This window comes from Pseudomonas sp. TWR2-1-1, assembly GCF_049897045.1.
GTDB lineage: Bacteria > Pseudomonadota > Gammaproteobacteria > Pseudomonadales > Pseudomonadaceae > Aquipseudomonas > Aquipseudomonas versuta.
The window spans coordinates 1-23,213 of sequence record NZ_JAFCVM010000006.1 but is presented as its reverse complement, the minus strand read 5'-3'; the positions used below and the strand labels follow the sequence as shown (position 1 = coordinate 23,213).

At 57.5% G+C, this 23,213-nt stretch carries 22 protein-coding genes and 1 pseudogene; 12 read left to right on the top strand and 11 right to left on the bottom strand.

Annotated elements, in window-relative coordinates:
• Positions 1–11 precede the first annotated feature (11 nt).
• Positions 12–644: a class I SAM-dependent methyltransferase gene (locus ACP7BO_RS16220; RefSeq protein WP_397455434.1), complete on the top strand. Its 633-nt coding sequence runs from the start codon at positions 12–14 to the stop codon at positions 642–644.
• 56 nt (positions 645–700) lie between these two features.
• Here ACP7BO_RS16220 and ACP7BO_RS16215 read toward each other — a convergent pair whose 3' ends face one another.
• From ACP7BO_RS16215 to ACP7BO_RS16175, 9 genes are all read right to left on the bottom strand, one after another.
• The gene (locus tag ACP7BO_RS16215; RefSeq protein WP_426211440.1) at positions 701–1,159 is read right to left on the bottom strand and encodes an REP-associated tyrosine transposase; all 459 of its coding nucleotides are present in this window, start codon (positions 1,157–1,159) and stop codon (positions 701–703) included.
• A gap of 193 nt (positions 1,160–1,352) precedes the next feature.
• Positions 1,353–1,568 (bottom strand): TOBE domain-containing protein, encoded by a 216-nt coding sequence (locus ACP7BO_RS16210; RefSeq protein ID WP_003444581.1) that lies wholly within the window; start codon positions 1,566–1,568, stop codon positions 1,353–1,355.
• Positions 1,569–1,603: 35 nt separating this feature from the next.
• Complete coding sequence (gene ssuB, locus ACP7BO_RS16205; RefSeq protein WP_060696525.1) at positions 1,604–2,410, bottom strand: aliphatic sulfonates ABC transporter ATP-binding protein; 807 nt, start codon at positions 2,408–2,410, stop codon at positions 1,604–1,606.
• Complete coding sequence (gene ssuC / locus ACP7BO_RS16200; protein WP_060696524.1) at positions 2,407–3,213, bottom strand: aliphatic sulfonate ABC transporter permease SsuC; 807 nt, start codon at positions 3,211–3,213, stop codon at positions 2,407–2,409. Before ssuC ends, ssuB begins: the two co-directional genes overlap by 4 nt.
• A 7-nt stretch (positions 3,214–3,220) precedes the next feature.
• Positions 3,221–4,369, bottom strand: coding sequence for an FMNH2-dependent alkanesulfonate monooxygenase (ssuD, locus tag ACP7BO_RS16195; RefSeq protein WP_060696523.1), 1,149 nt, complete (start codon positions 4,367–4,369; stop codon positions 3,221–3,223).
• 31 nt (positions 4,370–4,400) lie between these two features.
• Positions 4,401–5,366 carry a sulfonate ABC transporter substrate-binding protein gene (locus ACP7BO_RS16190; protein WP_426211438.1) on the bottom strand — a complete coding sequence of 322 codons (966 nt, stop codon included), beginning with the start codon at positions 5,364–5,366 and terminating at the stop codon, positions 4,401–4,403.
• A 204-nt stretch (positions 5,367–5,570) separates the two neighbouring features.
• Positions 5,571–6,164 (bottom strand): NADPH-dependent FMN reductase, encoded by a 594-nt coding sequence (gene ssuE / locus ACP7BO_RS16185; RefSeq protein ID WP_060696521.1) that lies wholly within the window; start codon positions 6,162–6,164, stop codon positions 5,571–5,573.
• A 277-nt stretch (positions 6,165–6,441) separates the two neighbouring features.
• On the bottom strand, positions 6,442–7,080 hold the full coding sequence (locus tag ACP7BO_RS16180) for a peroxiredoxin (RefSeq protein ID WP_060696520.1): 639 nt from the start codon (positions 7,078–7,080) through the stop codon (positions 6,442–6,444).
• 294 nt (positions 7,081–7,374) lie between these two features.
• A complete protein-coding gene (locus ACP7BO_RS16175; RefSeq protein ID WP_426211435.1) occupies positions 7,375–8,754 on the bottom strand; it encodes an OprD family porin in 1,380 nt (459 codons plus the stop codon).
• Between the two features lie 496 nt (positions 8,755–9,250).
• Here ACP7BO_RS16175 and tauA point away from each other — a divergent pair, with 496 nt between their 5' ends.
• The 4 genes from tauA to tauD are packed head-to-tail and all read left to right on the top strand — an operon-like array spanning position 9,251 to position 12,767.
• Entirely contained in the window at positions 9,251–10,234 is a 984-nt protein-coding gene (gene tauA, locus ACP7BO_RS16170) for a taurine ABC transporter substrate-binding protein (RefSeq protein ID WP_426211433.1), read from the top strand.
• A 27-nt stretch (positions 10,235–10,261) separates the two neighbouring features.
• Complete coding sequence (gene tauB, locus ACP7BO_RS16165) at positions 10,262–11,056, top strand: taurine ABC transporter ATP-binding subunit (RefSeq protein WP_073509211.1); 795 nt, start codon at positions 10,262–10,264, stop codon at positions 11,054–11,056.
• Positions 11,053–11,889 (top strand): taurine ABC transporter permease TauC, encoded by an 837-nt coding sequence (tauC, locus tag ACP7BO_RS16160; protein ID WP_397455431.1) that lies wholly within the window; start codon positions 11,053–11,055, stop codon positions 11,887–11,889. The genes tauB and tauC overlap by 4 nt, the downstream gene beginning before the upstream one ends.
• Before the next feature lie 44 nt (positions 11,890–11,933).
• Positions 11,934–12,767 carry a taurine dioxygenase gene (tauD, locus tag ACP7BO_RS16155; RefSeq protein WP_426211430.1) on the top strand — a complete coding sequence of 278 codons (834 nt, stop codon included), beginning with the start codon at positions 11,934–11,936 and terminating at the stop codon, positions 12,765–12,767.
• A 66-nt stretch (positions 12,768–12,833) separates the two neighbouring features.
• Here the strand turns inward: tauD and ACP7BO_RS16150 are convergent, their stop codons facing one another.
• Together ACP7BO_RS16150 and ACP7BO_RS16145 are read right to left on the bottom strand one after the other, a co-directional pair.
• A complete protein-coding gene (locus ACP7BO_RS16150) occupies positions 12,834–13,481 on the bottom strand; it encodes a TetR/AcrR family transcriptional regulator (protein ID WP_426211428.1) in 648 nt (215 codons plus the stop codon).
• A 144-nt stretch (positions 13,482–13,625) separates the two neighbouring features.
• The gene (locus ACP7BO_RS16145; RefSeq protein ID WP_003444606.1) at positions 13,626–15,002 is read right to left on the bottom strand and encodes a glutamine synthetase family protein; all 1,377 of its coding nucleotides are present in this window, start codon (positions 15,000–15,002) and stop codon (positions 13,626–13,628) included.
• 278 nt (positions 15,003–15,280) lie between these two features.
• Between ACP7BO_RS16145 and ACP7BO_RS16140 the strand changes: the two genes are divergently transcribed.
• The 7 genes and pseudogenes from ACP7BO_RS16140 to ACP7BO_RS16110 all read left to right on the top strand — a co-directional run.
• Positions 15,281–16,057 (top strand): gamma-glutamyl-gamma-aminobutyrate hydrolase family protein, encoded by a 777-nt coding sequence (locus ACP7BO_RS16140; RefSeq protein WP_060696513.1) that lies wholly within the window; start codon positions 15,281–15,283, stop codon positions 16,055–16,057.
• 36 nt (positions 16,058–16,093) lie between these two features.
• Positions 16,094–17,452 (top strand): glutamine synthetase family protein, encoded by a 1,359-nt coding sequence (locus ACP7BO_RS16135; protein WP_003444610.1) that lies wholly within the window; start codon positions 16,094–16,096, stop codon positions 17,450–17,452.
• 72 nt (positions 17,453–17,524) lie between these two features.
• Positions 17,525–18,889 (top strand): aspartate aminotransferase family protein, encoded by a 1,365-nt coding sequence (locus ACP7BO_RS16130; protein WP_397455428.1) that lies wholly within the window; start codon positions 17,525–17,527, stop codon positions 18,887–18,889.
• Between the two features lie 184 nt (positions 18,890–19,073).
• On the top strand, positions 19,074–20,186 hold the full coding sequence (locus tag ACP7BO_RS16125) for a polyamine ABC transporter substrate-binding protein (RefSeq protein ID WP_060696511.1): 1,113 nt from the start codon (positions 19,074–19,076) through the stop codon (positions 20,184–20,186).
• A gap of 235 nt (positions 20,187–20,421) precedes the next feature.
• A complete protein-coding gene (locus tag ACP7BO_RS16120; protein WP_397455426.1) occupies positions 20,422–21,516 on the top strand; it encodes a polyamine ABC transporter substrate-binding protein in 1,095 nt (364 codons plus the stop codon).
• Positions 21,517–21,585: 69 nt separating this feature from the next.
• Entirely contained in the window at positions 21,586–22,728 is a 1,143-nt protein-coding gene (locus ACP7BO_RS16115) for an ABC transporter ATP-binding protein (protein WP_397455425.1), read from the top strand.
• Positions 22,725–23,213 (top strand): annotated as a pseudogene (locus ACP7BO_RS16110) (putrescine ABC transporter permease PotH); the annotation flags it as partial. The gene ACP7BO_RS16115 and the pseudogene ACP7BO_RS16110, both read left to right, overlap by 4 nt.

The window sequence follows — 23,213 nt, the reverse complement described above, 5'->3', positions numbered from 1 at the left end:
CCGAGCCTGCCATGACCCTCGATGCAAAAACCCTCGAACAGATTGCTGCCACCACGCTGGAGCATTATCAGCAGAGTGCCGAAGGCTTTCGCGAAGGGACTCGCGACCACGACGTGAGCCAGAACATCGACGCATTGCTGCGGCACATCCAGGGCCGCGCGCCATTTACCCTTCTGGATTTTGGCTGCGGCCCGGGGCGCGATCTGCAAACCTTCACCCGCCTGGGGCATGTAGCGGTCGGGCTCGACGGCACTGAACGCTTCACCCAGATGGCCCGCCAGGACAGTGGCTGTGAAGTATGGCATCAAGACTTTCTCAAGCTTGAACTGCCTGCAGAACACTTCGACGGCATCTTCGCCAACGCCTCGTTGTTCCACGTACCGACGCAAGAGCTGGAACAAGTGCTGGGCAAACTGCACGCCACCCTGAAACCAGGTGGCGTACTGCTGAGTTCCAACCCCCGGGGAGACAATCAGGAAGGCTGGAATGGCCAGCGTTACGGGGCATATCACGACCTGGAGAACTGGCGGGCGATGCTCACCAAAGCGGGTTTTGTCGAGCTTGAGCACTACTATCGCCCACCGGGCCTGCCCCGCGACCAGCAGCCCTGGCTGGTGAGTGTGTGGCGTAAAATCACCGCCTGAATCCTGTTCGCTCGCAAGCCTTGAAAGCTCGCGAGGCAAGCTCGCTCCTACAGGGGTCAGAGCCATATGGCATCCCAGTGGGGATAGTCGCCCAAGTGCTTTACCAAACCTGCACGCAGGGGGTTAGCGACGACATAGCGGGCAACGCCTGCAAGATCCTCGTCATAGCGAATCCCTCGGTCGTGATAGCCCTTTTGCCAGAGCTTCACCGGGTGCCCAAGGGCACAGCCAATCGCTAGCGCACTCCGTGATTTTGTCCGCTGCATGACTGTCGCAAGGCTGGCGTCTTGAAGTTCGATTAACCAGTGGAAGTGGTCGGGCATTACGACCCAGGCGAGTGATTCCACAAGGCCTTCTGTGTGTGTTCGCCTGAATTCATTAATCAAAATACGGCTTAAACAAAAATCATAGAAATAAGGCTGCCGATTCTTCACGACAGCCGTAATCAAATAAATACGCCCTACTTCGCAAAACCTCCCGGTACGAAGTCGGTATGCATGAGGAAAAGCTGGCATTCCTTTGCCCTCTGAATAAATTCCAAGGCACAGAATAGTGTTGCTCAGGCACGACAGAGACACAGCAGTATCTCTGTATGTGTCTACATAGCCCCTGTAGGAGCGAGCTTGCCTCGCGATACAAACAACGCCATTGCCGGGCATAAAAAAGCCCCGAGGGGCTTACACCGCTCGGGGCTCGGTCTTTCATGGCTTACAACTTGGCGATGGAGACTTCGGTAGATTTCACAAAGGCAATGACTTCACTGCCCACAACCAGTTCCAGTTCTTTGACCGAACGGGTGGTGATGACCGAGGTAACGATGCCCGATGCCGTCTGTACGTCGATTTCCGAGAGCACGTCGCCCAGCACGATTTCCTTGATATGGCCTTTGAACTGGTTGCGAACGTTGATGGCTTTGATGGTCATGGTGTCGATTCCTGTCTTGGGATAGAAAAGTGCGGTTATTGTGCCCAGCGCAGTTGCGTGGGCAGCGGTGCAACGGGTTCCGGCTCAGGGGGAGAGCCAGGCAAGGCAAGTACCCGGTTGAGTACTTCAGTTTCCAGTGCCGCCAGCCGGTGCGATCCGCGCACCCGCGGGCGTTGCAATTCGACAATGAGGTCCAGCCCCACTTCGCCGTCTTCGATCAGAATCACCCGGTCGGCTATCGCAACGGCTTCGCTGACATCGTGGGTCACCAGCAACACGGTGAATCCGTGCTGGCGCCACAGGCGTTCGATCAGTTGTTGCATCTCGATGCGGGTCAATGCATCCAGCGCGCCCAGCGGTTCATCCAGCAATAACAGGCTCGGCTGGTGGATCAGCGCACGAGCCAGCGCCACACGCTGTTTCTGCCCGCCCGATAATGCCGCCGGCCATTCATTGGCCCGCTCGGCCAGACCCACCTCTTCCAGCGCTTTTAGCGCCTTGGCACGCCAGTCGCCCTTGAGCCCGAGCCCGACGTTGTCGATGACTTTTTTCCAGGGCAGCAAACGCGCTTCCTGAAACATTAGCCGCGTGTCTGCGCGGGCTTCTTCCAGCGGTGCAGTACCTGCCTGCAATACCCCCGCCGTCGGTTGATCGAGCCCGGCCAGCAGGCGCATCAGGGTGCTTTTGCCGCACCCGCTACGCCCGACAATCGCCACGAATTGACCGGCCGGAATATGCAGATTGATGTCGCGCAGTACCTGACGCTCACCAAAAGACTTTTGCAGGCCATGGATGGCCAGCGGAATACCCTGACGCAAACGCGGAGGTTGTTGAGCTGTCATGCTGCACCGCCTTTAACCACTTGATACGCCGGGTGCCAACGCAACCACACGCGCTCCAGTCCACGGGCTGCGGTGTCGGCCAGCTTGCCCAGCACCGCGTACAAAACAATTGCCAGTACCACCACGTCTGTCTGCAAAAACTCCCGGGCGTTCATCGCCAGGTAGCCAATGCCGGAGCTGGCAGAGATGGTTTCAGCCACGATCAGGGTCAACCACATAAAGCCCAGGGCAAAGCGCACGCCCACCAGAATCGAAGGCAAGGCACCGGGCAGGATCACCTGACGAAACAGGCTGAAACCGGACAGCCCGTAACTGCGCGCCATCTCCACCAAGGCAGGGTCGACGTTGCGGATGCCGTGGTAGGTGTTGAGGTAGATCGGGAATAAAGTCCCCAGCGCCACCAGAAAAATCTTCGCCGACTCGTCGATCCCGAACCACAGGATGACCAGAGGGATCAGCGCCAGATGCGGTACGTTGCGGATCATTTGCACCGAGCTGTCGAGCAGGCGTTCACCCCATTTCGACAAGCCGGTAATGAAGCCCAATACCAGGCCAATGCTGCCACCGATCACAAAACCGACCCCGGCGCGCCAGCCACTGATGGCGAGGTGTTTCCAGATTTCGCCACTGCGCACCAACTCGACCCCGGCCGCGATCACGGCGCTGGGTGCCGGCAAAATGCGCGTCGACAACCAGCCCGCCGAAACCGACAACTGCCAAACCGCCAGCAGTAAAACCGGCAAGGCCCAGGGCGCCAGTTTGTGGCCGATGCCATTAAGGCTTAGAGCCTTCCCCTTACTCATGGCCGCCTCAACTCTGCGAAGCAGCTTTAGGGAGAATATCGTTGGCAACCATTTCGCCAAACGGACTGACGTAGCCGGCACTTTTCGGCAGTTCCGGGCGCTCGATATCGAGGTGCGGGAACAGCAGTTCAGCCACGCGGTAGGACTCTTCCAGGTGTGGATAGCCCGAGAAAATAAAGGTGTCGATGCCCAGGTCGGCGTATTCCTTGACCCGTGCCGCCACTGTCGGACCGTCACCCACCAGCGCGGTGCCCGCGCCACCGCGTACCAGGCCGACGCCTGCCCACAGGTTGGGGCTGACTTCCAGATTGTCGCGGCTGCCACCATGCAGTGCGGCCATGCGCTGCTGGCCGACGGAATCGAAGCGCGCCAGTGAAGCCTGGGCCCGGGCGATGGTGTCGTCATCCAGATGTGAAATCAGCTTGTCTGCCGCTTTCCACGCCTCTTCGTTGGTTTCGCGAACGATGACGTGCAGGCGAATACCGAAGCGCACGGTACGTCCGTGTTTGGCGGCCTTGGCCCGTACCTGCTCGATTTTTTCTGCAACCGCAGCCGGAGGCTCGCCCCAGGTCAGGACCATTTCAACTTGCTCTGCGGCCAGATCCTGCGCCGCTTCCGAGGAACCGCCGAAGTACAGCGGCGGACGCGGTTGCTGGATCGGTGGATAGAGCAACTTGGCGCCTTTGACCGTGATGTGCTGACCGTCGTAGTCCACGGTTTCGCCTTCCAGTACACGGCGCCAGATACGGGTGAACTCAACCGATGCCTGATAACGCTCTTCGTGGCTCAGAAACAGGCCATCACCCGCCAACTCTTCCGGGTCACCGCCGGTCACCAGGTTGAACAGCGCCCGTCCGCCGGACAGTCGGTCCAGGGTCGCGGCCTGTCGCGCGGCCACGGTCGGGGAAACGATACCCGGGCGCAGCGCCACCAGAAACTTCAAGCGCTGGGTCACAGGGATCAACGCTGCCGCCACCAGCCACGAGTCTTCGCACGAGCGCCCGGTTGGGATCAGTACTCCGCCAAAACCCAGGCGGTCTGCCGCTTGTGCCACTTGTTGCAAATAACCGTAGTCAACGGCGCGGGCGCCTTCGGAGGTGCCAAGGTAATGGCCGTCACCGTGAGTAGGCAGGAACCAGAAAATATTGAGGCTCATGGAGTTGTCTCCTGAATGGGTACGGCAAGCGTTAGTTGGCTTTGGCCACAGTGGCCGGTGGTGTCCAGATCACATCTTTCACAACCAGCGGCTTGGGAATCAGCTTGAGCTGGTAAAAACTGTCAGCGATTTTTTGCTGGGCGCTGACCACATCCGGGGTCAAAAACTGTGCGCCGTAGCCCTGGCGTTTGACCGCCGTGCGGGTGATATCAACCGGCAGACCGAGGATCGGCGCTACTTGCCGGGTGACCTCTTCAGGGTTGGCTTTGGCCCACTCACCGACATCGCGGACTTCTTCAATCAGGGCCTCGATGACCTTGGGATGCTGTTCGGCGTAGGGCTTGGTAGCCAGATAGAACTGATGGTTGTCTGCGATACCGCTGGCGTCACGCAGGGTGCGTGCCTGCAGCTGCTGTTCGGCGGCAGCCTGGTACGGATCCCAGATCACCCAGGCATCGGCACTGCCGCGCTCAAACGCCGCACGGGCATCGGCGGGTGGCAGGAATATGGTCTGGATGTCGCTGTACTTCAGGCCGGCATCTTCAAGGGCGCGCACCAACAGGTAGTGCACGTTGGAGCCTTTGTTGAGCACGACCTTTTTGCCTTTGAGGTCTTTGACCGATTTGATCGGTGAATCCTTGGGCACCAGAATTGCTTCGCTGGTCGGCGCAGGCGGCTCGTAGGCGACATACAGCAGGTCAGCACCGGCGGCCTGGGCGAATACAGGCGGAGTTTCACCCGTCACGCCGAAGTCGATGGAGCCCACGTTGAGGCCCTCAAGCAATTGCGGGCCACCGGGGAACTCGGTCCATTGCACATCGACGCCCTGCTCGGCCAGACGCTTTTCCAGCGTGCCCCTGGCCTTGAGCAGCACCAGCGTGCCGTACTTTTGATAACCGATACGCAGCGCATCGGCCTGTGCTTCTAAAACGACGCCAAAGGACACAGCCGCAGCCAACAGGGCGACCACTCCACGACGCAAAATGAAAGGGCGCATAGCGCTCTCCTATCAGAGTTCGAGATTCGGGTTGCACCTGCCGGGCCGTTAGCGGATCGGTAAGGCGGGATTACTTGAAACGGTGTGCTGTACCTGTGGGCGCTGGCTTGCCGGCGATGGCATCACTGCATCGTGTCAGGCAATCCGGGGCGCCTGAATCGCTGGCAAGCCAGCTCCCACACAAAGGCACCGGCATCGGTTGGTTCAGATGCTCCAGCGAGCCGTGCGCAGGCGCTCGTTGAGAATGTTCGGGTCCAGCGGTTTCGGACGGCGGGCCAGGGCGCTGTAGAACTGCTCAAGGGCCTCGCTCAAACGTTGTTCCAGGATCGGCACCAGTTGCGCTTGTGCGCTGCCTTCGCCGTAAGCAATCTGGCTGTCTTCGGCAAAAATGCCGTGCAGCATTTCCTGAGCCTTGAGCGCAGACAGCACCGGCTTGAGGGCGTAGTCCACAGCCAGCATGTGGGCGATGCTGCCCCCCGTAGCGATGGGCAATACCACTTTGTGGCTCAGGGCACGTTCAGGCAGCAGATCGAGGATGGTTTTCAGTGCGCCGCTAAACGAGGCCTTGTACACCGGCGTCGCAATCACCAGGCCATCGGCATTATCAATGTGCTGCAACAGATCGATGATTTGCGGGCTGTCAAAACGGGCGTGGAGCAAGTCTTCGGCCGGAAAGTCACGGACCTGATAACTCACGACTTCAACGCCTTGCTGGTTGAGCCAGTGTTTGGCGCGGTCCAGCAGCACCCCGGAACGGGATCGTTGGCTAGGGCTACCTCCGATTGTCACGACCAGCATCTAGGCGTTTCCTTGAATGAATGTGTGCAATTCGCTGTCAGCGTTTTCGCTTGAGTGAGAAGACCTTAACAGGTGATTTATATATCTATAAATCATATTTATTCATTTGTTTATTCTTTAAAGGAATAAGCATTTTGAACATTTAAAAAGCAAAAAAAGGCCGTCGAAACGGCCCAAACCCTGTTGCACTTGAAGGTGGAAACTCTGTAGGAGCGAGCTTGCTCGCGAGCTTTTTGATCTGAACAGCTCGCGAGCAAGCTCGCTCCTACAGGAGGGATTATTTATTCGGTTGTGGCGTCAGGCGCAGGTAAGGCTTCACGGCGCGGTAGCCTTTAGGAAAGCGTTTCTTGATTTCGTCTTCGTCCTTGAGCGACGGCACGATGACGACGTCGTCACCGTCCTGCCAGTTGGCCGGGGTGGCGACTTTGTAGTTGTCGGTCAGTTGCAGTGAATCAATCACCCGCAGTATTTCGTTGAAATTACGTCCCGTACTGGCCGGGTAGGTGATGGTCAGACGAATTTTCTTGTTCGGATCAATCACGAACAACGAGCGCACTGTCAGGGTATCGCTGGCATTGGGGTGAATCAGGTCGTAGAGGTCAGACACTTTGCGATCGGCATCGGCCAGGATCGGGAAGTTGACGAGGGTGTTCTGGGTTTCGTTGATGTCCTCGATCCACTTGTGGTGCGAATCCACCGGGTCGACGGACAGGGCAATGGCCTTGACCCCGCGTTTGGCAAACTCGTCCTTGAGCTTGGCGGTGAATCCCAGCTCGGTGGTGCACACCGGGGTGAAGTCCGCCGGGTGCGAGAACAGCACGCCCCAGTTATCGCCCAGCCATTCATGAAAATGGATTTTGCCGGCGCTGGAATCCTGTTCGAAATCGGGGGCGATATCGCCGAGTCTGAGGCTCATGGTGCAGCTCCTTTTTATAGGGAATGGCAGGGCGTGATGGGCTTACTCTGCCTGCGCCAATAACGATTTAAAAAGAATAAATATCGATTTGGTTAGATCTTAAAGGAATATTAAAAACTGTTTCATTGGACGCGGCCAAGGCATGGGGCCACTCTGGATTCAGGTTTAGGCAAGGGGAGCGGCAGGGAGCTGCGACATTTAAATGTGTTGCGAATTGATCGATTCGATCTTCGGTAAACACCCTGCCCGGCATTGCGCCGGGCAGGATTTTTCTTGCCTTTTGTTACGAACGGCTTACAGCAACGGGATCGAGTAGCTGACGATCAGACGGTTTTCGTCTTGCTCGCGGCTCGAAGGAATATCGTTGCGCCACATGGCGTTTTTCCACATGAAGCCAAGGTTTTTCAACGTGCCTTCCTGTACTACGTAGGCCACGGTAATGTCCCGTTCCCACTCGGAAAGACCGGAGCCTGCAACGCCACCGGCTTTGTTGACGGTGTCGAAGTTATCGCCACGCAGGTAAACCGCGCCCGCCGTCAGGCCAGGAACGCCCAGCTTGGCGAAGTCATACGAGTAGCGAGCCTGCCAGGTACGTTCGCCAGCACGGGCAAACTTCTGGATTTGCATGTCGGTAGTCAGGTAAGCAGAAGAACCGTCACCCTGGTTCAGCCAAGGGAAGTCGCTGCTGCCGTTGCTGACCTGGTAACCGCCACCGAAGGTGTGGCCTTCAACGGTGTACAGGAACAGGCCGCTGTACAGGTTGTTGTCAACCTTGCCTTTGCCGCTGGTCTGGCCACGGTAATCGCCAGCACTGTAGTAGGACGGATCATTACCGTTCTTACCGTCGTCTGTGCTGTGGAAGTAACGCAAATCAGTTTTTAGCACGCCCGGGCCGATGGACCAGTTGTGAGTCAGGCCCAGAAAGTGTTGCTTGTAGAAATCTTCCAGATTGCCGTAGTAGTACTGCAGCAACAGGTCTTTGTTGAGCTTGTAGTCGGCACCGCCGTAATAGAACTTGTTAACAAATTTGCCCGCGTCGTAGTTGGAGCCACCGTTGGCACCAGCAATCGACAGGCCTTCGTTGTTGCTGGAGTTACGACCCTTGGCGTGTTCAATCTGGCCGCCGGTGAAGGTCAGGTCCTTGAACTCGCTGGAGGTGATCTGGCCACCCTGGAAGGTTTGCGGCAGCATGCGACCGTCGTTGGTCACGATGACCGGCAGTTTTGGCTGCAAGGTACCGATGCGCAATTCAGTCTGAGAAATCTTGGCTTTGGCAGTCAGGCCCAGGCTGGCGAATTCGTCAGCAGCGTGGTCGCCGTCGCTCGGGAATACAGAGCCGCCCGATGAGGTGCCCAGTGCATTACCGTGCTTGGCAGCGCTGGAGTCCAGTTTGACGCCCAACAGGCCAATCGCGTCCACACCGAAACCAACTGTGCCCTGGGTGAAGCCCGAGGTGAAGTCCAGCTGGAAACCTTGGCCCCATTCTTCGGTTTTGCTCCGAACACCATTTGCGCGGTTGGCAGCAGAGCCTGCTTCAGCATCACGGTTATCGTTGTTGATATAGAAGTTACGCAGCTTCAGCGTGGCCTTGCTGTCTTCAATGAAGCCAGCAGCGCTTGCCTGTTGCGCCAACAAACCTACGGCCACAGCGAGGGCCAAGGTGGACTTGTTCATGGTGTTGCTCCTATGCGTTTCTAATTTTTGTAGTTCTTTAGCCCAAGATCTGACGCCTCGGTGCTACAGATGCGCGATTAGCGCCAGACAGTGACTGACAAGTCAATCGTAACCAATCATGTCTACGACCTTTGTCTAGTCATCTGCCGTTTGTGCGCAGGGTAATGGCTATTCAATAAAACCAAAAAGAATTGTTTCGAATTTTTTCAGATCAAAAGAATATATAGCTAAATATTTCCTACGCAAAATCGGGGGAATCCTATAGGCCTTTTGTCTAATTTATAAACAATAATTTATGAATTTTTTAATAGCGTTTAGTTCTTATCCCGCGACCCGACCAGATGCCGGCAAAAAACGCGACGCAGTTAAAGCTCGCGCGCGTATCTAGTGTTCAGAACTTCATAAGCTAATGCTTAAAAGTTATTTATTTACGCATTCTTAGATCATTTAACCTCGCGCTCTGCCGATGTCCGGCCGCCTGCCGAGGAGCTTCCTGATGAAACTGCACTCCCCCTTACGCCTTTTGGCAGCTCTGTCTCTGGCGGGTGCCAGTTTCTTTGCGCAGGCCGCCAGTACCGATGTGACCGTGGCTTACCAAACCACCGTTGACCCGGCCAAAGTCGCCCAGGCCGATGGGGCTTACGAAAAGGCCACGGGCGCCAAAATCAACTGGCGCAAATTCGATAACGGCTCAGACATCATTGCCGCCATTGCCTCGGGTGATGTGCAAATCGGCTATCTGGGGTCCAGCCCGCTGACCGCGGCCATCACCCGCAAAGTGCCGGTGGAAACCTTTTTGATCGCCACCCAGATCGGCGGCGCTGAGGCACTGGTGGCCCGTGACGGTTCCGGAATCAATAGCCCGCAAGACCTGATCGGCAAGAAAGTTGCTGTGCCTTTTGTGTCCACCGGGCACTACAGCCTGCTGGCAGCGCTCAAGCACTGGAACATTGACCCTTCGAAAGTACAGATTCTGAACCTTGCACCGCCGGCCATTGTGGCGGCCTGGAAGCGTGGCGATATCGACGCCACTTATGTGTGGGACCCGGCATTGGGCGCAGCCAAGGAGAACGGCAAAGTGCTGATTACCTCTGGCGAGCTGGCCAAATTCGGTGCACCGACTTTTGATGCATGGATCGTGCGCAAGGACTTCGCTGCCAAGCACCCTGAAATCGTTAAAGACTTTGCCAAGGTCACGCTGGATGCCTACGCCGACTATCGCAAGGATCCGCAAGCCTGGCTGGCCAATCAAAGCAACGTCGACAAAGTGGTGAAGCTCTCCGGCGCCAAGCCTGCTGACATCCCGGTGCTGCTGCAAGGCAACGTCTACCCGCTGGCCGCGGATCAAGTTGTCCTGCTCGGCGCGCCGACCACTAAAGCGCTGACCGACACTGCCGCCTTCCTCAAAGAGCAAGGCAAGGTCGATGCGGTACTGCCGGACTACGCGCCGTCGGTCAACGCCAGCTTCATTACTCAATAATTTTCGCCCGCTGAGGAGTCGACCGTCATGGCCTTGTTATCACTGGAGCGCATCAGCGCACAGTACCCGGGCGCAGCTGAGCCGGTGCTGTCGGATATTTCCGTCAACCTCGGCCCTCAGCAATTGTTGGTCGCCCTTGGCCCGTCGGGCAGCGGCAAAACGTCATTGCTGAATCTGATCGCCGGTTTTGTCGAACCGAGCGCGGGGCGCATCACCCTCGACGGTGCCCCGGTCAAGGGACCGAGTGCCGAGCGTGGCGTGGTGTTTCAGGACGACGTGCTGCTGCCCTGGCAAGACGTCCTGGCCAACGTGGCTTTCGGCCTGGAACTGGCCGGTGTACCCCGCGACAAGCGCGAAATCCGCGCCCGTGAAATGCTGGCGCTGGTGGATTTGTCGGGCTTTGAACAGCGCCGCGTCTGGGAGCTTTCGGGCGGCCAGAAGCAGCGCGTCGGCCTGGCTCGTGCCCTGGCTGCCGATCCCCGCGTGTTGCTGATGGACGAACCTTTCGGCGCGCTGGATGCCTTCACCCGCGAACAGATGCAAGAACTGCTGCTGCAAGTGTGCAAGCGCACCGACAAACCCGTATTCCTGATTACCCACGACATTGAAGAAGCGGTGTTTCTGGCCACTGACCTGATTTTGCTGGCACCCAACCCGGGCCGTATCGTCGAGCGCCTGAGCCTGGATTTCGGAAAGCGTTACAACGCCGGTGAATCGGCCCGTTCGATCAAGTCCGATCCACGCTTTATCGAAACCCGTGAGCACGTGCTTGAGCGCGTGTTTTCCCAACGCAGTGCCACACAGCATCAGGAGCGCGCATGAGCAGTTATGAAGCCGTTGCCGCAGCTCCGGTTGCCGCACCCCACGCACCGCGCCCGGTGAAACGCAGCCTGAGCACGCGCTGGATCAGCGTCCTGACCATCGTCACCCTGATTGCCGTTTGGTGGGCCGTGACCGCGGCCGGGCTGATCGAACCGCTGTTTTTACCGCCACCGTCCGCCGTACTGGAAAAGGGCTGGTTGCTGGCGACCAAAGGTTATATGGACTCCACCTTGTGGCAACACTTGGGCGCTAGCCTGAGCCGTATCGGCCTGGGCCTGGGGTTTGCGATCCTGACCGCCGTACCGGTGGGTATCGCCATTGGCCACAACCGCATTGCGCGGGGGATTTTCGACCCGCTGATCGAGTTCTATCGCCCGATTCCGCCGCTGGCCTATTTGCCGCTGATTGTGATCTGGTGCGGGATTGGCGAGCTTTCAAAAGTGCTGCTGATCTACCTGGCGATTTTTGCCCCGATTGCAATTGCGACTGCCACCGGCGTGCGTACCGTCGACCCGGCCAAAGTCCGCGCCGCTCAGTCGTTGGGTGCCACCCGCTGGCAGTTGATTCGCCATGTGATTTTGCCCAGCGCCCTGCCGGACATTCTAACCGGTGTGCGTATCGGCCTTGGCGTCGGCTGGTCGACCCTGGTGGCAGCCGAGTTGATCGCCGCCACCAGCGGGCTGGGTTTCATGGTGCAGTCCGCCGCACAATTTCTGGTCACCGACGTGGTGGTACTGGGAATTCTGGTGATTGCCATCATCGCCTTTGCCATGGAAATGGGCCTGCGCGCCCTGCAACGCAAGCTGGTGCCGTGGCACGGCCAGGCTCACTAGACACTCGACGCTGATCAATCGGCGCGCTGATAAAGAGATAGACCATGAGCCTGACCATTACCCCGATTAGCTCTGCCCTTGGCGCCCAGATTGACGGCGTTGACCTGACCCGCCCCCTGAGCCCGCAGCAGCGCGATGCCATCGAGCAAGCGCTGCTTGAGCATCAGGTTATTTTCTTCAAAGACCAGTCGATCACCCCGCAGCAGCAAGCACGCTTTGCGGCCAATTTTGGTGATCTGCATATTCATCCGATCTATCCCAACGTACCTGAGCAGCCCGAAGTGCTGGTGCTGGACACCGCCGTCACCGACGTGCGTGACAACGCGGTATGGCACACCGACGTAACCTTTTTGCCGACCCCGGCGATGGGTGCGGTGCTGAGTGCCAAGCAGTTGCCGGCCTTTGGCGGCGATACCTTGTGGGCCAGCGGGATTGCAGCGTTCGAGGGGCTGTCCAAGCCATTGCAAGTGTTGCTGGATGGTTTGACTGCAACCCACGACTTCACCAAATCGTTCCCGCTGGAGCGTTTCGGCTCTACACCTGAAGATTTTCTGCGCTGGGACCAGACCCGTAAAAACAACCCGCCGCTGTCGCACCCGGTGGTACGTACGCACCCGGTCAGCGGCCGCAAGTCGCTGTTCGTCAACGAAGGCTTCACCACGAAAATCAATGAGCTTTCAGAGGCTGAAAGCGAAGCGATTTTGAAACTCCTGTTCGCCCACAGCACCCGCCCGGAGTACACCATCCGCTGGCGCTGGCAGGAGAACGACGTCGCGTTCTGGGACAACCGTGTGACCCAGCATTACGCCGTGGATGATTACCGCCCGAACCGGCGCGTGATGCATCGCGCGACAATCCTGGGTGACGCGCCCTTCTGACACAGACGGAGCGAGCTCTTCACGGCCCGGGATACAGCGTTGAAAAGCTCGCGAGCAAGCTCGCTCCTACAGGGACGGCCGTTTGGGCAGGTACGGCGGCAGGTACAAGCCCAAATATGCATCGACCACCCGCGCCCCTTCTTCGGCCATGCGTGGGGTGATGCAGTCGTGAAGCTGCATGGAACGCGCATACACGCGGTCGCCCAATTCCATCGCCAGGGCAAAAACGTCCACCTCTTGCGGCATTACCGGTAGCTCGAAGTGGCGCATAAAAAGCGCGTGCATCAATTGCCCCAGTTCAAGATCGTGCTGGCGGTCGGCCAGGGTCACTTCGGTAAGCCCGTGCTGAGCCAGGATCAGCTGCCGGGCCGCCGCGTCCTGGTGGTAAATGGTCAGCATGCGTTGTTCGATAATCCGCGAAAGATCGCGCCAGCCAGTGAGTTCGCCATGGGCAACGGGCACTTGCAGGCAGGCGCGGAACGCTGCATGGACATCACTGGTCAGGGCCTGGAGCAACGCCGGCACACTGGGGAAAAAGTGGTAGACCGATGAAGGTGCGATGGCGGCACGCTGCGCCACGCTGTAAATCGACAGGCTGGACACACCCTCTGCCGCGAGCAAAGTGCGGGCAGCATCGAGTATCGAATCGATTCGGACCTGACTGCGGGCGCGGGGCTTGCGAGGTGTAGCGCGGGGCGTGGCGGGGCGCGTCATGGGTGTCTCCTGCGGGGCAGCAGGCATTGTACGAGCCGGGCAGGATGTTAGCCACAGACCTTCACCCTGATCGCCCGCGGTTGTGAACCCATAAAAAAACGCCACCGGCTGTGGGCCGATGGCGTTTTTCAGTACTGCAATCGCTTACACGGTATGCAGGTACCAGTTGTACTCGAGGTCGGAGATGGAATGTTCAAACTCTTCCAGTTCGCTCTCTTTACAGGCAACAAAAATATCGATGTATTTGGGGTCGATATATTTGGCCATGACTTCGCTGTCATCCAGCTCGCGCAGGGCATCACGCAAGTTGTTCGGCAGGCTCTGCTCGTTCTGCTCGTAGGAGTTGCCTTCTACGGGTGGTGGTGGCTCGATCTTGTTGGTCAGACCGTGGTGCACGCCTGCCAGAACCGAAGCCATCAACAAGTACGGGTTGGCATCAGCGCCGGCAACCCGGTGTTCCAGACGCACGGAGTCAGATGAGCCGGTCGGCACGCGCAAGGCGACCGTACGGTTGTCCAGGCCCCAGCACGGCGAGTTCGGCACGTAGAACTGTGCGCCGAAACGACGGTACGAGTTGACGTTAGGGCAAAGGAACGCCATCTGCGCCGGTAGGGTCTCGAGCACACCGCCGATCGCGTGACGCAATGCGGCGTTCTGCTCGGGATCCTCGCTGGCAAAAATATTTTTGCCTTCTTTGTCCAGAATCGAAATATGTACGTGCAACCCGTTACCCGCCTGGCCCGGATAAGGCTTGGCCATGAACGTGGTGTCCATCTCATGGTCGTAGGCGATGTTCTTGATCAGACGTTTAAGCAGTACCGCGTAGTCGCAAGCCTTGATCGGGTCGGCAACGTGGTGCAGGTTCACTTCGAACTGCGCCGGGGCACTTTCTTTAACGATGGCGTCAGCCGGGATGCCTTGTTCTTTGGCACCTTCCAGAATGTCCTGGAGGCAGTCGACGTATTCGTCGAGATCGTCGATCAGGTAAACCTGGGTCGAATGCGGACGTTTGCCGGAGATCGGCGAACGCGGCGGTTGTGGACGCCCGTTTACGTTCTCCTGGTCGATCAGGTAGAACTCGAGCTCGAAAGCGGCGCAGATGGTGAGGCCCATGTCATCAAATTTAGTAACAACTTGACGCAATACTTCGCGAGGGTCGGCGAAGAAGGGTTCACCTTCGAGTTCGTGCATGGTCATCAGCAGTTGCGCGGTTGGGCGCTTTTGCCACGGCTCATTGCACAGGGTGTCAGGGATTGGATAACAGATTCTGTCTGCGTCACCGATATCCAGCCCCAGACCGGTGCTTTCCACCGTTGAGCCGTTGATATCCAGCGCAAAAAGAGAGGCTGGCAGGTTGATGCCTTTCTCGTAAACCTTGTGGAGGCTGGTGCGTTCAATGCGCTTGCCGCGCACCACACCATTCATATCCGCAATTAGAAGGTCAACGTACAGAACCTCAGGATGTTCCTTAAGGAACGCGTTCGCTTCGTTAAGCTGAACGGCACGCGGGGGTACCGACATGATGCAACACCTTTGTTGTTAAAAATATCAATCATTGAGCGCTACGGGATTCAGTCAACCCGAACGGCATACCGAAGTCAAGCAGCCTCTTTTTTGCCCTTAAAAAGGGCTGAAAGGCCATTTTTGACGCTTTTTAGGGCGTCTTTGCCCTTTTAAAACCTTTGCCGACCGCAGGCTTGAGCGGGCCGTATTGTATTTTTTACGGGGGTGTTGTGTAAAAAAATGAACAAGGCTAAGCTCGATTCAAACCCATAACAGCAATAATACCGGGGTGTTACATGTCACGCCTGCCGTTAATCGGCGTCACCGCCTGCACCAAGCAGATCGGTTTGCATCCTTATCACATCACTGGCGATAAGTACGTGCGAGCAGTCGCGGTGGCCGCCAAAGGCTTGCCTCTGATCCTTCCGTCATTGGCGGAACTGATTGATCCGACAAATATTCTGGACAGTCTGGACGGCCTGCTCTTTACCGGTTCACCTTCCAACATCGAACCTCACTTATATCACGGCCCTGCCAGTGCGCCTGGCACGCTGCATGATCCTGACCGTGATGGCACCACCCTCCCCCTGATTCGCGCCGCCATAGCCGCAGGTATTCCTGTGCTGGGGATCTGCCGCGGGTTTCAGGAGTTGAATGTAGCCCTGGGGGGCACACTTCACCAGAAATTGCATGAAGTCGAAGGCTTCATCGAGCATCGCGAAGACCCCAGCGCGCCCGTTGAGGTGCAGTACGCACCGAGCCATGCCATGCACATTCAACCGGGCGGCGTACTGGCGGGTCTGGGCCTGCCGGCGGAGTTCGAGGTCAACTCGATTCACACCCAGGGTGTCGATCAATTGGCCCCCGGGTTACGGGTTGAGGCCGTGGCCCCGGACGGGCTGGTTGAGGCGGTTTCGGTCGAGGGCGGCAAGGCTTTTGCTTTAGCTGTGCAATGGCACCCCGAATGGCAGGTAAGCTCTAACCCGATTTATCTCGCCATCTTCCAGGCATTTGGCGATGCCTGCAGAAGGCGCGCGACCCAACGCGACGCGGATGCGTCAGTAAACGCCTGACTTATCCAAGTCAGGACACTCAGCCCAGAGGCATTTATGAGTAACAACCTCGACCAGCTCACCGATTGGTTGAAAGACCACAAGATCACAGAAGTCGAATGCATGATCGCCGACCTTACCGGGATTACACGCGGCAAGATTTCGCCGACCAACAAGTTCATTGCCGAAAAAGGCATGCGCCTGCCCGAGAGCGTTTTGCTGCAAACCGTAACGGGCGACTATGTCGAAGACGACATCTATTACGAGCTGCTGGACCCTGCCGATATCGACATGATCTGCCGTCCGGACCAGAACGCTGTGTTTATGGTGCCCTGGGCGATAGAACCCACGGCCCAGGTGATTCACGACACCTACGACAAACAGGGCAACCCGATTGAGCTGTCGCCGCGCAACGTGCTGAAAAAGGTCCTCAAACTCTATGCCGATCACGGCTGGCAGCCGATTGTGGCGCCAGAGATGGAGTTCTACCTGACCAAGCGCAGCGACGACCCCGACTACCCGTTGCAGCCACCGATCGGACGCTCGGGACGCCCCGAGACCGGCCGTCAGTCGTTCTCCATTGAAGCGGCCAACGAATTCGATCCGCTGTTCGAAGACGTATACGACTGGTGCGAGTTGCAAGAGCTGGATCTGGACACCCTGATCCACGAAGACGGCACCGCGCAGATGGAAATCAACTTCCGTCACGGCGACGCACTGTCGCTGGCCGACCAGATTCTGGTGTTCAAACGCACCATGCGCGAAGCCGCGCTCAAGCACGACGTAGCCGCTACCTTCATGGCCAAACCCATGACCGGTGAGCCTGGCAGCGCCATGCACTTGCACCAGAGCATCATCGACATCGAAACCGGCAAAAACATCTTCTCCAATGAAGATGGAACCATGAGCCAGCTGTTCCTGAATCACATCGGCGGCTTGCAGAAGTTCATTCCTGAACTGCTGCCACTGTTTGCGCCGAACGTGAACTCCTTCCGCCGCTTCCTGCCTGATACCTCGGCGCCGGTAAACGTGGAATGGGGCGAAGAGAACCGGACCGTAGGTCTGCGCGTGCCGGATGCCGGCCCGCAAAACCGCCGGGTCGAGAACCGCTTGCCGGGCGCCGACGCCAACCCGTACCTGGCGATTGCTGCCAGCTTGCTGTGTGGCTATATCGGCATGGTTGAAGGGATCAATCCGAGCGCTCCCGTAGTGGGCCGCGGTTATGAACGCCGCAACCTGCGCCTGCCTCTGACCCTTGAAGAAGCACTGGCACGCATGGAAAGCAGCAAGACTGTCGAAAAGTACCTGGGCACCAAATTCATTGCGGGTTACATCGCAGTCAAACGTGCCGAGCATGAAAACTTCAAGCGTGTCATCAGTTCGTGGGAGCGGGAGTTCCTGCTGTTCGCCGTCTGATCCACCCCGTCTGTCACCAGGAGTGCTGCGCCAGGAAGGCGCGGCACCTCACGGAATAAAGGAGAGCTCTGTATGACCAACAAGAACCCGCAAACCCTCCACTGGCAACAACTGAGCAACGACCATCACCTGGCGCCATTCAGTGATTTCAAGCAATTGAAAGAAGTCGGGCCGCGCATTGTCACTCACGCCAAGGGCGTGTACCTGTGGGACAGCGAAGGTCACAAAATTCTCGACGGCATGGCCGGCCTGTGGTGTGTTGCCATTGGCTACGGACGTGACGAACTGGCCGATGCGGCCAGTAAGCAAATGCGCGAGCTGCCGTACTACAACCTGTTTTTCATGACCGCTCACCCGCCAGTGCTTGAGCTGTCCAAGGTCATCGCCCAGATCGCCCCCGAAGGCATGAACCACGTGTTCTTCACCGGTTCCGGTTCTGAAGGCAACGACACCATGTTGCGCATGGTTCGCCACTACTGGGCGATCAAAGGCCAACCCGAGAAGAAGGTCATCATCAGCCGCAAGAACGGCTACCACGGCTCAACCGTGGCCGGTGCCAGTCTGGGCGGCATGACCTACATGCATGAACAGGGTGACTTGCCGATCCCGGGCATCACGCACATTGCCCAACCGTACTGGTTTGCCGAAGGCGGCGACATGTCCCCGGAAGAGTTCGGTATCTGGGCGGCCAACCAGCTGGAAGAAAAGATTCTCGAAATCGGCGTCGACAAGGTCGGTGCCTTTATTGCCGAGCCGATTCAGGGCGCAGGCGGCGTGATCATTCCGCCCGATACCTACTGGCCGCGAATCAAGGAGATTCTGGCCAAGTACGACATCCTGTTCGTGGCTGACGAAGTCATATGTGGCTTTGGCCGCACCGGTGAGTGGTTCGGTAGCGATTTCTACGGCCTCAAACCCGACATGATGACCATCGCCAAGGGCCTGACCTCGGGTTACATCCCGATGGGTGGCCTGATCGTGCGCGACGAAGTAGTCGCCGTGCTTAACGAAGGGGGCGATTTCAACCACGGTTTCACCTACTCCGGTCACCCGGTTGCCGCCGCCGTTGCGCTGGAAAACATCCGCATCCTGCGCGAAGAAAAAATTATCGAGAAGGTTCACGCAGAAACGGCACCGTATTTGCAAAAGCGTCTACGTGAACTGAACGATCACCCGTTGGTGGGCGAAGTGCGCGGTGTGGGCCTGTTGGGAGCCATTGAACTGGTTCAGGACAAAGCCACCCGCAAACGTTATGAGGGCCGCGGCGCCGGCATGATTTGCCGACAATTCTGCTTTGAAAACGGGCTGATCATGCGCGCCGTTGGCGACACCATGATCATTGCGCCGCCGCTGGTAATCAGCAAAGACGAGATTGATGAGCTGGTGACCAAGGCGCGTAAGTGCCTCGATCTGACCCTGGAAGTATTACAAGGTTGATCGTCAGGCTCCGGGTGAATGAAATCTGCTGTTTTTATGCAGGCAATTACGCTCGGAGCCTTAAGAATAAAGGCTCTTCCCTTGAAAGCCTGCCCCCGATCTTGCCAGACTACCCGCCGGTTTTAGTCATCCTGAGATCAGGTCGCTGAATCAGTGGTTTAAGAGAACAATTGGAGCATTACAGATGAAGGCATCAGGTTTTAAAAAAGCTGGCAAGACCCTTCTCGCCCTGTCTTTGATGGGAGTGATGGCGGGGGCAGCTCAAGCCGCGGACAAGGTTCTGCACATCTACAACTGGTCCGACTATATCGCGCCCGATACCGTCAAAAAGTTTGAAGACCAGACCGGTATCAAAGTGGTTTACGACGTGTTCGACAGCAACGAGACCCTTGAGGCCAAACTGCTGGCGGGCAAGTCCGGTTACGACATCGTCGTGCCATCCAACAATTTCCTGGCCAAGCAGATCAAGGCCGGGGTTTACCAGGAACTGGACCGCTCCAAGCTGCCTGACTGGAAAAACCTCGATCCTGCGTTGCTCAAGGCCGTTGGCGATGCCAGCGACAAAGACAACAAACATGCCTTCCCGTACATGTGGGGCACCATCGGCATCGGCTACAACCCGGAGAAGGTCAAAGCCGCACTGGGCGTCGACACCATCGATTCCTGGGATGTTCTGTTCAAGCCAGAGAACGCTGAAAAGCTGAAAAGCTGTGGCATCAGCTTCCTCGACTCGCCGACCGAAATGATCCCGGCCGCCCTGCACTACCTGGGCTACCCGACCGATTCGCAAGACAAGAAGCAACTGGCTGAAGCCGAAGCACTGTTCCTGAAAATTCGTCCTTCGGTGGGTTACTTCCACTCCTCCAAGTACATCTCTGACCTGGCCAACGGCAATATCTGCGTAGCCGTGGGGTACTCGGGCGACCTGGAGCAGTCCATCTCCCGTGCCAAAGAAGCCGGTGGCAAGGTCAAACTCAAATATGCCATTCCTAAAGAGGGTGCCGGCAGCTTCTACGACATGGTCGCCATTCCCAAGGATGCCGAGAACGTTGATGCCGCTTACGCCTGGATGAACTTCCTGATGCAGCCTGAAATCATGGCTGAAATCACCAACAGCGTACGTTTCCCGAACGGTAACAAGGCTGCAACACCGCTGGTGAATAAAGACATCTCCGGTGACCCGAGCATTTATCCGTCGGATGAAGTGAAGGCCAAGCTGTATGCCATCAGCGATTTGCCGCCTGCAACCTTGCGCCTGCTGACCCGCAGCTGGACCAAGATCAAATCCGGTAAATAACTGCCCCTTTGCAGGAGCGAGCTTGCCCACGAGCTGTTCAGATCCAGAAGATCGCGAGCAAGCACGCTCCTAAAGAAGGCAGAAATCACGAAAAATCATGGTTTTAGGGCTATAAATCGCAGAAAACTTTGCCGTCCCGGTTTATCGAGGGTAAGTTGCGCGCCGGTTTGTCTTTGGCAGTTGTGCTGCCATGCAACGCGGGCCTTGCAGGCCCAACTATTTAGAGGACCACCAAGTGTCTACATCTTTGTTTCGCAAGACCCTGCTGGTCGGAGCTGGTTTGACGCTTGCCGTCAGCGTTCAAGCGGCACCCACCGTGCACATTTATAACTGGTCGGACTACATCGCCCCGAACACACTGGCCGACTTCGAAAAGACCACCGGCATCAAACCGGTGTATGACGTCTTCGACTCCAACGAAACGCTGGAAGGCAAACTGCTGGCAGGACGCACCGGTTACGACGTGGTCGTTCCGTCGAACCACTTCCTGGGCAAGCAGATCAAAGCGGGCGCATTCCAGAAACTGGACATGTCGCAACTGCCTAACTATTCCAACCTGGACCCGGTTCTGCTCAAGCGTCTGCAGGCCAATGACCCGGGTAACCAGTACGCGGTGCCGTACCTGTGGGGCACCAACGGTATTGGCTACAACGTCGATAAGGTCAAGGAAGTCCTGGGCATCGACACCATCGACTCCTGGGACGTGGTGTTCAAACCCGAGAACATGAAGAAGCTGCAATCGTGCGGCGTGGCTTTCCTGGACTCGGCCGATGAAATGCTGCCGACCGTGCTCAACTATCTGGGCCTGGATCCAAACAGCACCAACCCCAAAGACTACAAAAAAGCTGAAGCTACCCTGATGTCGGTGCGTCCTTACGTCACCTACTTCCATTCTTCCAAATACATTTCCGACCTGGCCAACGGCAACATCTGTGTTGCGATCGGCTTCTCCGGTGATGTGTTCCAGGCCAAGGCACGTGCCGAAGAGGCCAAAAAAGGCGTCAACATCGCCTATATCGTTCCCAAGGAAGGCGGCGCCCTGTGGTTTGACATGCTGGCGATTCCAAAGGACTCCAGCAACGTCAAGCAGGCCCACACGTTCATCAACTATCTGCTCAAGCCAGAAGTGATTGCCCAGGTCAGCGATTATGTTGGCTATGCCAACCCCAATCCTGCAGCAGACAAGGTGATGGACGCGTCCATCCGTGCCGACGAAGCGGTTTACCCGACCCAGGCGGTACTGGACAAGACTTACGTTTCAACCGAACTACCGCCGAAGGTGCAACGTCTGATGACGCGCACGTGGACCAAGGTCAAGACGGGTAAATAGCTCGCAAGACCACCTATCCAAGGCCCGACCCTATTGATCGGGCTGCTAAATTTGTTGGGAGTTTCGTAAATGGCTGTTGCCTCCGGCGCCTATAAGAAAGCCCTCGAGGGCGACCACACACCTAAACAGGTGTTGGTCAAAATCGACCGGGTCACGAAGAAATTCGACGAGACGATTGCCGTGGACGATGTGTCCCTGGAAATCAACAAAGGCGAAATCTTCGCCATGCTCGGCGGATCGGGATCGGGCAAATCCACCTTGCTGCGTATGCTCGCCGGTTTCGAGCGCCCAACAGAAGGCCGTATTTACCTCGATGGTGTGGACATCACCGACATGCCGCCCTACGAGCGGCCGATCAACATGATGTTCCAGTCCTACGCCCTGTTCCCGCACATGACCGTGGCACAAAACATCGCCTTCGGCCTCAAGCAGGACAAAATGTCCGCTTCGGAGATCGATGCGCGGGTGGGCGAAATGCTCAAGCTGGTGCACATGACCCAGTACGCCAAGCGCAAACCGCATCAGTTGTCCGGCGGCCAGCGTCAGCGTGTGGCCCTGGCCCGCTCGCTGGCCAAGCGTCCAAAGCTGCTGCTGCTCGATGAGCCGATGGGGGCGCTGGATAAAAAACTGCGCTCGCAAATGCAGCTCGAGCTGGTGGAAATCATCGAGCGCGTCGGCGTGACCTGCGTCATGGTGACCCACGATCAGGAAGAGGCCATGACCATGGCCCAACGCATCGCGATCATGCATCAGGGCTGGATCGCCCAGATCGGCAGCCCGATCGATATTTACGAGACCCCGGTCAGCCGTCTGGTCTGCGAGTTCATCGGCAACGTCAACCTGTTCGACGGTGAAGTGGTCGATGACGCCGAAGGCTACGCGCGTATCAATTGCCCGGAGCTGGAGAACGATATCTACGTGGGTCACGGTGTGAGCACCTCGGTAGAGGACAAACACACGACCTACGCGATCCGCCCGGAAAAAATGCTGGTGACCACCGAAAAACCGACCTGCGAATACAACTGGTCGCGGGGCAAGGTGCATGACATCGCCTATCTGGGCGGCCACTCGGTGTTCTACGTCGAGCTTCCGAGCGGCAAGATCGTGCAGTCGTTTGTCGCCAACGCCGAACGCCGCGGTGCGCGTCCGACCTGGGACGACGAAGTCTATGTCTGGTGGGAAGACGACAGCGGCGTGGTATTGCGCTCATGAACCTTCGAAAATTCAAGCGCCGCCTGCAACGAATAACCCCCGGTGGCCGTCATATGGTCATCGGGATTCCATTCCTGTGGCTGTTCCTGTTCTTCATGCTGCCGTTCTTCATCGTTCTGAAGATCAGCTTTGCCGAAGCCGACGTCGCGATTCCGCCGTACACCGAGATCTACAGCTACGTTGACCAAAAAATTCAGCTGCTGCTGAACCTGGGCAACTACGCCATGCTGGGTGACGACGAGTTGTACATCGCCGCTTACCTGGGCTCGCTGAAGATGGCTTTCTTCAGCACGGCGCTGTGCCTGCTGATCGGTTACCCGATGGCCTACGCCATTGCCAATGCGCGCAAAGAGATGCAGACCGTGTTGGTGCTGCTGATCATGATGCCGACCTGGACCGCGATCCTGATCCGCGTTTACGCGTGGATGGGCATCCTCAGCAATAACGGCCTGCTCAATGGTTTCCTGATGTCGATGGGCTGGATC

Coding starts and splice junctions, on each gene's coding strand:
- ACP7BO_RS16130 (WP_397455428.1), top strand. CDS start 17,525: ATGACCAACAAGAACCCGCAAACCCTCCACTGGCAACAACTGAGCAAC.
- ACP7BO_RS16180 (WP_060696520.1), bottom strand. CDS start 7,080: ATGAGCCTCAGACTCGGCGATATCGCCCCCGATTTCGAACAGGATTCC.
- tauA (WP_426211433.1), top strand. CDS start 9,251: ATGAAACTGCACTCCCCCTTACGCCTTTTGGCAGCTCTGTCTCTGGCG.
- ACP7BO_RS16150 (WP_426211428.1), bottom strand. CDS start 13,481: ATGACGCGCCCCGCCACGCCCCGCGCTACACCTCGCAAGCCCCGCGCC.
- tauD (WP_426211430.1), top strand. CDS start 11,934: ATGAGCCTGACCATTACCCCGATTAGCTCTGCCCTTGGCGCCCAGATT.
- ACP7BO_RS16145 (WP_003444606.1), bottom strand. CDS start 15,002: ATGTCGGTACCCCCGCGTGCCGTTCAGCTTAACGAAGCGAACGCGTTC.
- ACP7BO_RS16125 (WP_060696511.1), top strand. CDS start 19,074: ATGAAGGCATCAGGTTTTAAAAAAGCTGGCAAGACCCTTCTCGCCCTG.
- tauC (WP_397455431.1), top strand. CDS start 11,053: ATGAGCAGTTATGAAGCCGTTGCCGCAGCTCCGGTTGCCGCACCCCAC.
- ACP7BO_RS16140 (WP_060696513.1), top strand. CDS start 15,281: ATGTCACGCCTGCCGTTAATCGGCGTCACCGCCTGCACCAAGCAGATC.
- ACP7BO_RS16210 (WP_003444581.1), bottom strand. CDS start 1,568: ATGACCATCAAAGCCATCAACGTTCGCAACCAGTTCAAAGGCCATATC.
- ssuC (WP_060696524.1), bottom strand. CDS start 3,213: ATGAGTAAGGGGAAGGCTCTAAGCCTTAATGGCATCGGCCACAAACTG.
- ACP7BO_RS16220 (WP_397455434.1), top strand. CDS start 12: ATGACCCTCGATGCAAAAACCCTCGAACAGATTGCTGCCACCACGCTG.
- ACP7BO_RS16135 (WP_003444610.1), top strand. CDS start 16,094: ATGAGTAACAACCTCGACCAGCTCACCGATTGGTTGAAAGACCACAAG.
- tauB (WP_073509211.1), top strand. CDS start 10,262: ATGGCCTTGTTATCACTGGAGCGCATCAGCGCACAGTACCCGGGCGCA.
- ACP7BO_RS16115 (WP_397455425.1), top strand. CDS start 21,586: ATGGCTGTTGCCTCCGGCGCCTATAAGAAAGCCCTCGAGGGCGACCAC.
- ACP7BO_RS16175 (WP_426211435.1), bottom strand. CDS start 8,754: ATGAACAAGTCCACCTTGGCCCTCGCTGTGGCCGTAGGTTTGTTGGCG.
- ssuE (WP_060696521.1), bottom strand. CDS start 6,164: ATGCTGGTCGTGACAATCGGAGGTAGCCCTAGCCAACGATCCCGTTCC.
- ssuB (WP_060696525.1), bottom strand. CDS start 2,410: ATGACAGCTCAACAACCTCCGCGTTTGCGTCAGGGTATTCCGCTGGCC.
- ssuD (WP_060696523.1), bottom strand. CDS start 4,369: ATGAGCCTCAATATTTTCTGGTTCCTGCCTACTCACGGTGACGGCCAT.
- ACP7BO_RS16190 (WP_426211438.1), bottom strand. CDS start 5,366: ATGCGCCCTTTCATTTTGCGTCGTGGAGTGGTCGCCCTGTTGGCTGCG.
- ACP7BO_RS16215 (WP_426211440.1), bottom strand. CDS start 1,159: ATGCCAGCTTTTCCTCATGCATACCGACTTCGTACCGGGAGGTTTTGC.